Source organism: Stenotrophomonas sp. 78350_Sma (assembly GCF_056482105.1).
In genome coordinates, this window is the sequence record NZ_CM151182.1 from 2,704,561 (window position 1) to 2,718,421 (window position 13,861).

At 66.2% G+C, this 13,861-nt stretch carries 10 protein-coding genes; 2 read left to right on the top strand and 8 right to left on the bottom strand.

What is annotated here, in order from left to right; all coding sequences use genetic code 11:
* Window positions 1-56: 56 nt before the first annotated feature.
* The 4 genes from ACZK4H_RS12590 to ACZK4H_RS12605 form a co-directional block, all read right to left on the bottom strand.
* The gene (locus tag ACZK4H_RS12590) at window positions 57-383 is read right to left on the bottom strand and encodes a thioredoxin family protein (protein WP_005409967.1); all 327 of its coding nucleotides are present in this window, start codon (window positions 381-383) and stop codon (window positions 57-59) included.
* Entirely contained in the window at window positions 355-822 is a 468-nt protein-coding gene (locus tag ACZK4H_RS12595) for a flavodoxin (protein ID WP_012480523.1), read from the bottom strand. Before ACZK4H_RS12595 ends, ACZK4H_RS12590 begins: the two co-directional genes overlap by 29 nt.
* A 25-nt stretch (window positions 823-847) precedes the next feature.
* Window positions 848-1,888 carry a ribonucleotide-diphosphate reductase subunit beta gene (locus ACZK4H_RS12600; RefSeq protein WP_099553336.1) on the bottom strand — a complete coding sequence of 347 codons (1,041 nt, stop codon included), beginning with the start codon at window positions 1,886-1,888 and terminating at the stop codon, window positions 848-850.
* 146 nt (window positions 1,889-2,034) lie between these two features.
* A complete protein-coding gene (locus ACZK4H_RS12605; protein ID WP_099553334.1) occupies window positions 2,035-4,398 on the bottom strand; it encodes a ribonucleoside-diphosphate reductase subunit alpha in 2,364 nt (787 codons plus the stop codon).
* A gap of 430 nt (window positions 4,399-4,828) precedes the next feature.
* Here ACZK4H_RS12605 and ACZK4H_RS12610 point away from each other — a divergent pair, with 430 nt between their 5' ends.
* Together ACZK4H_RS12610 and ACZK4H_RS12615 are read left to right on the top strand one after the other, a co-directional pair.
* The gene (locus ACZK4H_RS12610; RefSeq protein ID WP_099553330.1) at window positions 4,829-5,806 is read left to right on the top strand and encodes a zinc-binding dehydrogenase; all 978 of its coding nucleotides are present in this window, start codon (window positions 4,829-4,831) and stop codon (window positions 5,804-5,806) included.
* Between the two features lie 241 nt (window positions 5,807-6,047).
* Window positions 6,048-8,672 carry a TonB-dependent receptor gene (locus ACZK4H_RS12615; protein WP_099553328.1) on the top strand — a complete coding sequence of 875 codons (2,625 nt, stop codon included), beginning with the start codon at window positions 6,048-6,050 and terminating at the stop codon, window positions 8,670-8,672.
* 72 nt (window positions 8,673-8,744) lie between these two features.
* Here the strand turns inward: ACZK4H_RS12615 and betT are convergent, their stop codons facing one another.
* The 4 genes from betT to ACZK4H_RS12635 all read right to left on the bottom strand — a co-directional run bounded on the left by betT (window position 8,745) and on the right by ACZK4H_RS12635 (window position 13,861).
* Complete coding sequence (betT, locus tag ACZK4H_RS12620) at window positions 8,745-10,724, bottom strand: choline BCCT transporter BetT (protein ID WP_099553326.1); 1,980 nt, start codon at window positions 10,722-10,724, stop codon at window positions 8,745-8,747.
* Between the two features lie 233 nt (window positions 10,725-10,957).
* Window positions 10,958-11,665, bottom strand: coding sequence for a BUD32 family EKC/KEOPS complex subunit (locus tag ACZK4H_RS12625; RefSeq protein ID WP_099553324.1), 708 nt, complete (start codon window positions 11,663-11,665; stop codon window positions 10,958-10,960).
* 122 nt (window positions 11,666-11,787) lie between these two features.
* Window positions 11,788-12,348, bottom strand: coding sequence for an acyloxyacyl hydrolase (locus tag ACZK4H_RS12630; RefSeq protein ID WP_143567672.1), 561 nt, complete (start codon window positions 12,346-12,348; stop codon window positions 11,788-11,790).
* 208 nt (window positions 12,349-12,556) lie between these two features.
* Complete coding sequence (locus tag ACZK4H_RS12635) at window positions 12,557-13,861, bottom strand: ATP-binding protein (RefSeq protein WP_099553320.1); 1,305 nt, start codon at window positions 13,859-13,861, stop codon at window positions 12,557-12,559.

A 13,861-nucleotide genomic window follows, 5' to 3' on the forward strand; every position in this document is an offset into this window, starting at 1 on the left:
TGCGGGGTCAGAGCCCTCGCCTGCGGAGAGGAATCCGACCCCGGTGGATGCCTCCGCTACAGATGCAACGCAATCGCAGCCTCGATCTGCTGCGGCGACTGGAACCCGGCCAGGCGCGTGCGTTCGTCACCGTCACGGAACAGGGACAGCGTCGGCGTCTGCCGCAGCCCCAGCTCCCTGAAGAACGCCTCACCCAGCACTTCCAGCTGCACGCGCAGCAGGGTCGTGCCCTGCCCCGCCACGCTGTTGGCCACCCGGTGCAACGACATCTCCAGCATCCGGCACCCCGGGCACTGGTCCTTGTGGAAATCCACCAGCACCCGCGGGTGTTCGGCCAACAGCTGCTGGAACTGCTCAGGCGTGGTGGCGTCGATGATCTGCATCGGTGTTGCTCCAATAGTGGGCCAGGACCGCGTCGGTCCAGGCCTCGATGGCGCCGGCATGGCGTTGACCATGCGGCATCTGTTCGATTTCCAGCGGCGGATAGTCGCTGCGGAAGTAGCGGATCAGCCGGTGCACGGCGCCGCAGTAGTACTCCTGCCCCCACTGCGTTTCACCGGTGCCGAACACCGCCAGCTGCCGTGGCCGCTCGCCGCGCTCGGCGATGCCGGCCACCCATGCCTTCATCTCCGACGGCGTGCGGCCGGCGTTGTCAGTCCAGCAGCCCAGCAGCACCAGGTCGGCCTCGTCGGCCGCCAGTGGCGGCGCCTGGCGCAGGTCGTCCGCCTCCTGCCAATGCACCGCATGGCCGGCAGCGCGGCAGCGCTCGGCGATCTGCCGGCCGAGTTCGCGGGTGTTGCCGCTCAACGAGGCGACCACCACCAGGATGCTCAGCGCGGCGCTGGGCTCAGAGGTCGTCGAAGCCGTTGTCGACGTTGGTCTTCTTGTAACTTGCATTGCGCATCTCGAAGAAGTCGGTCTTGGTTTCGGTAAAGTTATCGGCGTAGGCCTTGATCCACGGCATCACGTTGTCGGTGGTGTCGCTGTACAGGCGCTCGATGCCGAGCATGCCGGCCATCTTGTTGGCGCGGTATTTCACGTAGCGCACCATCTCGTCCACGTCGATGCCGTCGATGCCGTCCAGCACCTCCGATGACCACTGCGTCTCCAGCTCGATGGCGTGCTCGAACGATTGGTGCACGTAGGCGGTCAGCTCGTTGGTCTGCAGCTCGGGGTTCTCGCCGATGATGGCGCGGATCAGCTCGCTGATGAACTTGGTATGCGCCAGCTCATCGCGGTTGATGAAGCTGATGATCTTGCCGGTGCCGTTCATGCGGTTCTGCCGCACCATGTTGTAGAAGTACGCGAACCCGGAATAGAAATTGATGCCCTCCAGGATCGAGGACTGGATCAACGACCTGAGCAGGGTCTCGGCGGTCTTCTCGCGCATGAAATCGTCATACGCCCCCATGATCGGCGCATTGCGCTTGATGATGGTCGGGTGGGTGCGGGCGATCTCGAAGATGCGGTTCTGGTTCGGCAGGTCGGTGATCGAGGCCAGCACGTAGCTGTAGCTCTCGTTGTGGATCACTTCCTGCTGCCCGATGATCGCCGCGTTGGCGTGCGCGGCCGGGTCGGTGATGTACTCGGCCACGTTGTAGATGAAGCGCGTCTGCGGTGAATCCAGCGTGGCGAGCAGGCCGATGATGGAGTCGTAGGCGTTCTTTTCGCGTGCGTTGAGCTCGCCGTACTGGCGGGCATCGAGCTTCATGTCGACCTCGTCGGGAATCCAGAAGTTGGTCGACAGCTCCTTGTAGGCCCGATAGAACGACGGGTACGGGATGTCGTTCCAGTTGAGGATGCCGCTGGTGCGGCCGTTGATGATGCCGGTGCTGCGGTTGGGATGGCGCGGTTCGAGGATCTTGATGCGGTCGAGGGGGGTTGCCATGGTTTTCTGCCTTCGTTCTCTTTCCATCGTGTTGCCGGCCAGCGGCCGGCACTACCGTGGATCGCGGTGTTGCCGGCCAGCGGCCGGCACTACCCTGGACGCGGTGCTGCCGGCCAGCGGCCGGCGCTACCGTGGGTCGTCGGTGATCAGCTGGAGCACCATTCGCATTCGCTGATGTCGATGTCGTTGGAGCGCACGTAGTAGGTGGTCTTCAGGCCTTCGCGCCAGGCGCTCAGGTGCAGCTCCAGCAAAGTGCTGGCGCGGATGGTGCTGGGCACGTACAGGTTGAAGCTGATCGACTGGTCGACATGGCGCTGGCGGCGCGCGTTCTGGCGCACGCTGGCGAACTGGTCGACCTTGTAGGCGCCCTTCTCGTAGTACTGCCAGGTTTCCAGCGACAGGCCCGGCGCCGCCACCGGCCGCCGGAAGTCCTTCTTTTCCTCGTAGTAGAACGCACTGTAGATCGGGTCGATGGAGGCGGTGGAGCCGGCAATCTGCGCGGTGCTCATGTTCGGCGCGACGGCCAGCAGCCAGCCATTGCGCAGGCCATGCGTGGCGACCTCGCGGGCCAGGCTGTCCCACGCGGCGCCGCTGTAGTCGCGGTCACGGAAGTAACGCCCGTTGTGCCAGTCGCTGCCCGCGAACATCGGGTAGCTGCCCTTCTCCTTCGCCAATTGCGCGCTGGCCTGGATGGTCAGGAAGTTGATGCGCTCATACAGGCGGTCGGCCAATTCTTCGGCATCCGGTGATTCCCACTGGATTGCCTGCTGCGCCAGCAGGTGATGCCAACCGAACGTGCCCAGGCCGATGGCGCGGTACTTGCGGTTGGTGATCGTGGCCTGCGGCACCGGCAGCGCATTGAGATCGATCACGTTGTCGAGCATGCGCACCTGGATCGGGATCAGGCGCTCCAGCACGTCGGTGGCCAGCAGGTCATCCGGCGCACTGATCGCTCGACCGAGGTTGATCGAGGACAGGTTGCAGACCACGAAGTCACCGGCCCGCCGTGTGGTGACGATCTGGTCGCCGCTGACGATCTCCTGGATCATCCGCGTCGGGCTCATGTTCTGCAGGATCTCGGTGCACAGGTTGCTGGAATAGATCATGCCCGCGTGCTTGTTCGGGTTCCGGCGATTGACCTCGTCGCGGTAGAACAGGAACGGGTTGCCGGTCTCCAGCTGGCTGAGCATGATCCGCTTGAACAGATCGATGGCCTTCACCGTTCGGCGGCTGATGCGCTCATCTGCCACCAGTTCGGCGTAGCGGTCGCGGAAGCTGCCTGAGCCGCGCTTCTCGTCGTAGAAATCCTGCAGGTACCAGCCCTTGGCCTGCTTCACCTCGTGCGGGTCGAACAGGTACCAGTCGGCGCGGCGCTCGACCGCTTCCATGAACAGGTCGGGCACGCACACCGAGGTGAACACATCGTGCGCGCGCAGGCGCTGGTCGCCGTTGTTGAGGCGCAGGTCCATGAAGGCTTCGATGTCGCGGTGCCAGATGTCCAGGTACACCGCCACCGCGCCCTTGCGCTGGCCAAGCTGGTCGACCGACACCGCGGTGTTGTTGAGCTGCTTGATCCAAGGCACCACGCCGCCGGAGGAATTGGCCACGCCGCGGATCGGTGCGCCACTGCTGCGCACATAGCCCAGGTAGGCACCGACGCCGCCGCCATGCTTGGACACGCGGGCGATATCGGTGTTGGAGTCATAGATGCCCTGCAGGCTGTCGTCCACCGTGTCGATGAAGCAGCTGGACAGTTGCCCCCCCACCTTGCCGGCGTTGGCCAACGTCGGTGTGGCTACCGTCATGTACAGGTTGGACAGCGCCCAGTACGCCTCGCCGACCAGCTGCATGCGCCGCTCACGCGGCTTTTCTTCCTGCATGAGGTACAGCGCGATGGTCAGCCAACGCTCCTGCGGCAGCTCGTAGACCTCGCGGCTGCGATCGCTCGCCAGATAGCGCGTGGCCAGCAGGTACAGGCCGTTGTAGGCGAACAGTCGGTCGCGCTCCGGATCGATCATCTCGCCGGCCTGCTGCAGCTCTTCCTTGGAATAGCAGCGCAGGATGTCGTTGCTGTAGATGCCGCGGTCGGCCAGGCTTTCCTGCAGGCCCACATACGAGCCGTACTTCAGGCCGACGTCGTAGAAGCGGTTGCGGCTGGCACGCTTGTACAGGCGGCGCAGGTAGATGCGTGCGGCAAACTGTTCCCACTCGGGTGCGACCAGGTCCACCCGCGACTCGGCCTCGCGGATCAGCAGATCGACCAGGTCATCGGCGCTGATGCTCGGTTTGCGTTCGACCATCGCCTGCACCACGCGGCGGTAGTCGCTCACGTCCAGCTGCGGGAACTCGGCATGCACCGCATCGATGCTGCGCTGCAGGCGTTCGGCCTCGAACGGCAGGCGGCGGTTGCCGGCCTCCTTGGTGATCCAGGTCGGCACGCGCTCGCCACCGGCGCGCAAGGCGTCGCCAGCGCCGGCCAGATCGGCCACGCGGAAGGTACTGTCGGTCATGATGGTGAAACTCCAGGCTCGCACGCGCTTTGGCGGTCGATGCCATGGCGGCCCTGAACGCGATACCGGCGCACGGGGCGAACGGGTGGATTGCCAGGGCACGGGAACGTAGGTCGTCGGCATCTGCCTGCGCCTGCGGCCGGTATCCGGGCCGTGGGGGCGACCTGCGTCCGCACGATGGCGGCCGCGTCGACACGGCAAGCCTCAGGGGCGAGCCGCGGGACGTTTGCTGCATGTCCGGCGGCGGCGGCTGACCGGGAGTGACGGCCACAACATAGTGGGGATATCCGAACTCGTCAACACAAGATGCGGTAATCAGCACATGTCGCGACGATCAGTCGCAGGATGCCGTGTTGCACCTGCGGCGCCTTGTCGACAGCGCCTGCGTCCCCAGTTCGGTACAACATCAACTTTCCCCGGAACACCGCCCATGCGCGCTGCCCAGTACCCCTCCTTCGGCGACCCAACCGACGTCCTTGCCATTGCCGATGCGCCGCTGCCTGAGCCCGGCCCCGGCGAGGTGCGCATCCGCACCGTGCTGGCCTCGATCCACAACCACGACCTGCTGACCGTGCGTGGCCTCTACGGCTACAAGCCGACGCTGCCGGCGATCGGTGGCAGTGAAGCACTGGGTGTGGTCGATGCACTTGGCGACGGCGTCGACGGCCTGCAGATCGGCCAGCGGGTTGCCGCCGCCTCGGTGCACGGCACCTGGGCCGAAGCGTTCATCGCACCGGCACGCATGGTGATTCCGATGCCGGAGGCGATCCCCGACGAAATGGCCGCACAGCTGATCGCCATGCCGCTGAGCGCGCTGATGCTGCTGGAGTTCCTGCACGTCGAGCCGGGCCAGTGGATCGTGCAGAACACCGCCAACGGCGCGGTGGGCAAGTCGCTGGCAATGCTGGCGCGGGCGCGTGGCGTGCATGTGGCCAACCTGGTGCGCAATGCCGATGCAGTCGCGCAGTTGCAGGCGCTGGGCATCAATCATGTATTCGACACCTCGCTGGACGGCTGGAAGGATCGCGTGCGTGAGGCGACCGGCGAAGCACAGGCTGCGGCCGCGGTGGATTCCATCGGCGGCGACGCCAGCGGTGACCTGGTCGACCTGCTCGGCCACCACGGCACTCTGGTGTCGTTCGGTGTGATGAGCGGCGAACCGATGCGCATCCCGGCCGGCGGCCTGATCTACAAGGAGGCCACGGTGAAGGGCTTCTGGGGCAGCAAGGTCAGCCAGGCGATGGCCGTGGAGGACAAGCGCCGGCTGGTTGGCGAACTGCTGAAGCGTGCTGCTGGCGGCGAACTGACCCTGCCGGTTGAGCAGATCTTCGCACTGGACGACATCGCCCAGGCGGCGAAGGTCGGTGCGGGTTCGGGCCGCAATGGCAAGGTGCTGCTGCGGCCCTGAGGGTCTCCGGGTCAGAGCCCTTTCCACAAGGAAAGGGCTCTGACCCTGCAGGGGTGTGCGGACCAACGGTCCGCACCGACCACAGATCGGTCCGCCCCCACCGAGTGGGTCTGCTCCACCGGGCGCACCGACTTTCGTTAAGAACCTGTGATGTATAACTGAATGCGCTTTCGTCATTGGAAGGCGCAGGTACCTGCGTGCGGTACTGACGGCTCCTCCCCCGTTCGGCGTAGTCGCTTCCATGTACCGCACCACCCTGAACCTGCTTGCCGGCGCCATCGCGCTGGGCCTCACCGCTGGCGCTGCCAGCGCCGCTGAAACCGCCGATGCCGGCAAGGACAGCACCACCCTCGGCGCCGTGCTGGTGACCGGCTCCAACATCAAGCGCAGCGATACCGCCGGGCCGAACCCGGTGCAGATCGTCAGCCGCGAACAGATCGAGCAGACCGGCCGCTCCACCCTTACCGACGTGCTGCGCAACCTGTCGGCCAATGCCGGCAACAGTTTCGACGAGCAGTACACCGGCAGCTTCGCCGCTGGCTCTGCCTCGATCGGCCTGCGTGGCCTGTCGCCGAAGAACACGCTGGTGCTGGTCAACGGCTACCGCGTGTCCAACTTCGGCTTCGCACTCAATACCCAGGACACCTTCGTCGACCTCAACGCGTTGCCGATCAGCGCGGTGGAACGCATCGAGGTGCTGAAGGACGGTGCTTCGGCGGTGTACGGTTCCGATGCCATCGCAGGCGTCATCAACATCATCCTGCGCAGGAACTTCCAGGGCGTGGAAGTCGGTGGCGGCTTCGGCACCGCCACCGAGGGCGGCTTGAACGAACGCAAGGCCAACCTGCTGGCCGGCTTCGGCGACCTGGAACAGCAGGGCTGGAATGTGCTGTTCGGGTTGGACCTGCTCAAGCGCGACCGCCTGGATGCCGACCAGCGCGCCTACACCCGCAGCGGCGATTTCCGCGACAAGCCCGGTGGCCGCCTGGCCGGCTGGTCCACCGCCGGTGGCAACTGGCTGTCCAATCCACGCGCGCCGCAGCCGTTCGCCAACTGCCCCGACGGCAGCCAGCTGCGCCCGTACAGCGACTTCGGCAGCACCCTGCCTGGCCAGGCCTGCGCCTTCAACGCGCAGCCGTTCAAGACCCTGCAGCCCGGCGCCGAGCGCCTGCAGGCGTCGTTGAGCGCGACCTACCGCTTCAATGACAGCGTCGAGGCATTCGCCGACGTGCTGTACAGCCACAACAAGGCCGACCAGATCTTCAGCGCGCCGCTGACCGTTGGCCCCGGCCTGCGTGCCTATAACCCTGCGACCGGCACGCTGATCGACGTGCCGGCGGTGCTGCCGGTCGGCCACCCGAACAACCCGGGCAGCACGCCGCTGCCGTTCGAGTACACCTTCTTCGATATCGGCCCGCGCCTGAAGGACAACACCCAGGTGTTCTACCGTGCACTGGCCGGCGTGCGCGGCAGTGGCGAGCGCTGGGACTGGGAAGTGGCGGCGCTGACTTCGCAGAGCGCGCAGCGCGAATACGTCGACAACTTCGTCAACCGCTACGCGTTCGAACAGATCCTGCGCAATGGCAGCTACAACTTCCTCAACCCGTCCGCCACGCCGGGAGCGCTGGATGCACTGCGCCTGCAGACCAAGCGACCGGGCTGGTACAAGCTGCACGCGTTGAACGTGAAGGCCTCGACCTCGCTGTGGGAGATGCCGGCCGGTGCGGTCGGCTTCGCCTGGGGTGCCGAGTTCCGCAAGGAATCACTGGACGCGCGCACCAGTGCGCAGGTGCTGTCGGGCACCGAACTGCGCCCGGCCATCAATGTGGTCAACGGCGAGCGCCAGGTCAGCGCCGCCTATGCCGAACTGAGCGTGCCGCTGCACCGCACGCTGGAGCTGCAGGTGGCCGGTCGCGGCGACCACTATGACGACTTCGGCAACGCGTTCTCGCCGAAGGTGGCGCTGCGCTGGCAGCCGCTGGACAGCCTGCTGCTGCGCGGCTCGTTCTCGCGTGGCTTCCGTGCACCGTCGCTGCCGGAGATCGCGCCGGGCCAGACCGTCAGCTACGGCTCGGTGATCGATCCGCTGGATCCGTTGCAGCCCGGCGGCAGCCGTGGCGTGACCAACATCCGCACCGGCAACCCGGACCTGAAGGCCGAACGCTCGCGCAACTTCAACGTGGGCGCGGTGTGGTCGCCCGATGGCGATACCAGCATCGGCCTGGACTGGTACCGCATCGAGCAGGACAACCTGGTCAAGCCGGACAGCGCGCAGTACATCGTCGATCACCCGGAGTTGTTCCCGGGCCGCGTGCAGCGTGAGAACGGGCGCATCCAGTTCATCACCAACCAGTACGCCAACCAGGGCGCGCTGACCACTTCGGGCCTGGACCTGGAAGCCAACCGCACCTTCCGCACCGAGGGCTGGGGCAACTTCACCGTGGCCGGCAGCTGGACCCACCTGCTCAGCTTCAAGCAGCCGCTGGTGGCCGGCCAGGCACCGTACGAGGGAGCCGGCAACAACCGCCACGGCGCACTGCCGCGCACCCGCGGCACCACTTCGTTGAACTGGGCGGTGGGCGACTGGAGCAGCACGCTGAGCCTGCAGTACGTGAGCGGCTATGACCAGCGCGTGGCGACGACGACCAGCAACCCGGGCCTGCGCGACCGCATCAAGCCGTATCACCAGCTGGACCTGTACGTGGCCTACGAAGGCATTCCCAACACCACGCTGTCGCTGTCAGTGCTGAATCTGACCGACAAGGACCCGCCGTTCGATCCGGCAGGTGGCTCCAATGGCTTCGACATCAGCCAGTACAACCTGCGCGGGCAGTTCGTCTCGCTGGGGGCGCGCTACCGGTTCTGATGGGCCACCTGTAGAGCCGAGCATGGGCTCGGCTCTGCGGTGGGTGCGGACCAACGGTCCGCACCCACCGCATCACCGGCTCAGGTGCAGGAACTGCAGGTGCCGTTCGTACTGGCTGATGATGTCGTTGATGATCTGCTTGCGGCTGTACCCTACCAGGTCGTAATCCTGGCTGCCTTCGAACAGGTGCACCTCGGCGCGGTAGTAACGCTGGTTGCGCAGCTGCTGCGCGGCGAACGAAGGGGTCAGGTAGCCGCTGAGGATCACCCGGTACAGGAAGTCCTGCTGTTCGCCGTGGTTGACCGTCAGCTCCATGTCGCCGGCCTCGAAGCGGGTGGATACATCCCAGCCCTGCCCGCGCAGCTGCTCGGCCACCGCCTCCATCGCCGGCTTCACCGTGTCATCCATGAAGCGGTAGACCTGGTCGCGCACCGGGAAGTGCATGGCCTGGCTCAGGCGCTGGCGCCAGCCCTGATGGTGGCGATCGTCGCCGATCAGCGGCGATGGCCGATACTGCAGCGCACGCTTGCGGTGCGACTCGTCACTGAAGGCGCGGGTCAGCCCCCACATCATCAACAACAGGATCGCCGAGAACGGCAGCGATGCCAGCACCACCGCAGATTTCAATGCGTCGATGCTGCCGGCCAGCAACAGGCCCGCGGTCAGCACGGCAATCACGGTGCCCCAGAACACGCGCAACCAGCGCGGGCCGTCGTCCTCGGGTGCGCCGCCATGCGACGACAACGTGGACAACACCACCGCGCCCGAGTCGGCCGAGGTCACGAAGAAGATGAAGCTGACCAGCACTGTCACTGTAATCACCGCGCGGCTCCACGGGTAGCCGTCCAGCAGCGCATACAGCACGGTCGGTGGATCATCCACCGCCAGCTGCGCCAACTGTTGCTGGCCGTGGTGCAGCACCTGGTCCAGCGCGCTGTTGCCGAAGATCGACAGCCAGGCCAGGGTGAAGCCGAGCGGGATCAGCAGCACGCCGAACACGAATTCGCGGATGGTGCGGCCTCGAGAGATGCGCGCGATGAACAGCCCGACAAAGGGCGCCCAGCCGATCCACCAGGCCCAGTAGAACACCGTCCAGCCACCCAGCCATTCGGGGCGGCCGCCGTAGGCATACACATCGAAACTCTTGCCGACCACGCTGCCCAGGTAGTCGCCCAGGTTCTGCATCAGCGTGCTGAACAGGTACTGCGTCGGCCCGGCGAACAGCATGAACAGCACCAGCGTGATCGCCAGCAGCATGTTGATGTTGGCCATCCAGCGTACGCCCTTCTCCACGCCGGAGACGGCCACGGCCACCGCCGCGCCCATCATGCTGACCACCAGGATGATCTGCACCAGGTTGGAGTGCGGGATGTTGAACAGGTGCGCCAGCCCGGCGTTGAGGTGCAGCACGCCGAAACCCATGTCGGCGCCGATGCCGAACACGGTGGCGACGATGCCCAGCGCGTCCACGGTGTAGCCGATCGGGCCGTTGATGCGCTTGCCGATCAGCGGGTACAGCGCCGAGCGCAGCGCCAGCGGCAGGTTGTGGCGGTAGGCGAAGTAGGCCATCGCCATCGCCGCCAGCGCGAACACGCCCCAGCCATGCAGGCCCCAATGCAGGAACAGCAGCTGCATGGCCTGGCGCGCGCCGGCCTCGCCCGCGGCCGGATCGCCCTGCGGCGGCTGCAGGTAGTGGGTCAGCGGTTCGGAAACACAGAAGAAGAACAGGGTGATGCTGATGCCGGCGGCGAACAGCATGCCTGCCCAGGAGAGGTAGCTGAACTCCGGTTCGTCATGGTCGGCGCCGAGCTTGATGCCACCGTATTTGGACAGCGCCACGCCGACCACGAACACCAGGTACAGGGTCATCGCCAGCAGGTAGTACCAGCCGACATTCAGTGCAGCCCAGTCCTGTGCCTTCAGCAGAAGGCGGCCCGCACCGAGCGGGAACAGGCTGACGAACAGCGCGAACGCCACGACAACGATCGCCGCGAAAGCGAACACAGGCCGAAGGGTGCGCACCGGGGATTGTTGCGGCTCCAGTACATCCATGGGGCGGCGTTCTCCGGTAGATCAAGGAATTAGCCGACCGAGTCTGGCTGAACCGCAGTGGACAGAGCATGAAGTTGTGGCCTGCGGTCACAGGTCCGCTCCACCATTCCGTGTTATCACGCGCGCGGGCCGGGGCCAGAACACATCCGGCGCCCCCGCTCCACGCGTAGGACGGATGTGACGTGATCCGTTGCAGAGAAGCCGGCAGTTTCGGCCCGACCGGCACAACCGGCTCAGGCCAGAGCGCGGCGCAGGATGAGCACGCTGTCGCCCAGACCCCTTGCGCGGCGGCCAGCGAAGCGGCACAGCGCCGGCAGGAACCACAGGCGGCGCACCGCACCACGTAACAGCTGCTGGACGTCAGGCCCGGTCTGCCGCAGGCACTGGCCGATCACGGCGACCAGTGCGCCGGCGGGCAGCCCCGCATGGCGGACACTCCCACTGACGAACAGCAGCCAGTCGCGCGCCTGCGCTTCGGCCAGCACCATAACCTGCAGGGGATCTTCTTCCAGGTCGAGGAAGCGTACGCAGCCCGCCACATCCACCGTGATGTTGCGCGCCACAGGCTGGCCGACACAGCAGCCAGCCCAGTGCACGCGCAGCAGTTCGTTGGCAGCAATCCGCATCAGGTGCTCGGCTTCGGCGGGCCCGCAACGGCGCAGGCGCTGCGCCAGACTCGGACCACCATCCTCCAGCAGCAGGGCGGTTTCACCATGGCCCAGCACGCGGGGCACCGGCACCCCATGTTCAGCCAGCTCGCGCAGCCGCCGGCGCTCCAGCTGGCAGGCCTGTTCGGCCTTCAATCGTGGTGGGGGCCGCAGGCAGCGCAGGCCGAGCAGGCGCACGCCCAGGTCCAGCGCGGCCAACGCCAACCAGCGCCGCTCGCCATCATGCTGCTTCAGCCAAGTCCGTCGACCTGCGATCTGCAAGGGTTCGACCATCTTCAGTCTCCCTGCCCTGCACGGGCCAGTCCTGCACCAGCGGCCATCGTGCTCACGTACTGTCTGCATCGCATGCAGGGCCTGTGCTGCTTGTGTAACCACCGGTAATGCCTGTGCACGCTTCAGTACTCCACGCGCCAGCTGAGCTGCAGCAGATCCAGCCCCGGGTTGGGCTTCTTGATGCTTGCATTGGAGTAATGCGAGTAGCGCAGCGATACGCTGTGGCGTTCGGCTACCTGCAGCCCGATCCCCAGGTGGTCACCGAACTGGAAGGCGGTACTGATGCGACGACCGCCAACACGGGTGGTATCGAACACGGTCGGGCCGACCCCAGCTTCGATGAACAGATGTGCGTTCGGCCACCAGCGCAGCATCGGGATGGCACTGGCCTGCCAGGCGTGCTGACGCTGCGGATCGCTGGCCTGCCACCGCGCAAATCCCAGCTCCATCACCAGCTGCAGTTGCCGCCCCGACGCCAGCTCGCGTTGCCAAAGCGGGCCACTGTCCCAGATCACGCCTGCCCGCTGGTAGTCGCCACGGCCATGGCCCAGCTGCAGGCCTATCGAAGGGCTGGTTTCTGCCGCCGCCGACAGGACCGGCAACAGGGCCAGCGTAGCAATCCAGGACAGGCCGCACCGCTGCAGCAGGACGGCTCGGGGAACAGGGAAGACAGACAGAATCACGCGACAACTCCAGGCGGGAGCCGCACGCCACCCTCACGCCGGCAGGAACCGGCGCGTCACAGGGCGTGGGCTGGGGATGACGTGAAGGCAGGCGCGTCCACGGAAGCGTCCGTCACCCGCAAACGCACAGATGACCGCTTCGACATACAGCCTGGGTCACGCCCCCGCCTCGATCCTCGTTACGCGGTATCCGCTATGTAACGGATTGTCAGCGCAGCGCCGGGATCGGCCAGCGAACCACGAACGACGCACCGCCCAAGGCGCTGTCCTCCACCCGCACACTGCCGCGATGGCAGGCCACGATGCGGGCGACCATCGCAAGCCCAAGGCCCACACCACCGGTAGTGCGCTGGCGGCTGAGATCAAGCCGGGTAAAGGGCTGGAACACCCGCTCGCGATCGGCCGCGGCAATGCCGGGACCGTCGTCGCAGACACGTAGCTGCCAGTGATCGTCCTGCTGCTGCAGCTGCAGGACGATCCGCGAATGCGCATGGCCCAGTGCGTTGCGCAGCAGGTTGAGCGTGGCCCGCCCCATGTAGTGCGGGTGCAGCTGCACCTGTGCCGGCGCGCCATCTGCTACTTCGCACTGGATGCCGCTGCCTTGCGCATCGCGACTGATCGCACGCAATTGTTCATGCAGCCAGTCGCGGGCATCGACCGGCTCCTGCTGCAGCCGGCTGCCTACGTGCTCCAGCCGCGCCTCGAACAGCAGCTCGCCGACCAGCTCATCGAGCCCTTGCAGGTCCTCGCGCATCTCCTGCCGCAGTTGCCTGCGCGCCTCCGCATCTTCCTCAACAGCCAGCAGACCCAGCTCGAACTGCAGGCGCGCGATCGGTGTCCGCAGTTCATGCGAGACATCGTTGGTCAACTCGCGCTGACGTGCGACCAGACCGGCGATGCGTTCGCCCATCTGGTTGAACTGACGGGCCAGCGGCGCCACGCTGGAGCGAGGTGAGATCGGCGCACGGGCATCGAGGTCGCCCTCGCCCATACGCTTGCTGGCCGCTGCCAGCCGCTGCAGGTCGCGCCAGGTTGGCCATGCCCACGCCATCAGGAACGCAGCCGACACCGAGACCATGAGCAACACCGCCAGCGCGATGGTGGTCGGATCCAGCGGCGGTGAACTCGGCAGCCTCAGATGCAGCCACTGTGCTGGCGCAGCGGCGTGCCCGGGCAGCAGCCGATAGAAATCCTGCTGGTCGTTGCGGGCGAGGATGCCGTACTCAAGCAGCACCTGCTGCTCCTCCGCGCGCGGCTGCACCGCATCGGACGCCAGCAGCTCCAGCGCCGGCCCATAGTGCGGTGCCAGACGTTGCAGTTCGGCCGAGCGATCGGCAGCGCTGCGATCCTGCAGCAGTTCGCCCAGGGTAAACAGGGGGCCGCGCACCGCATCGCGGTAGTAGACGTCAGCATCGTCGCTGAATCGCTCCTGCAGCAGCAGCGGCACTGTCCAAAGCGCCACGCCGAAACCAATGCTGGCGAGCAGCAGCAGCCGCAGGAAGAAGCGCAGCAC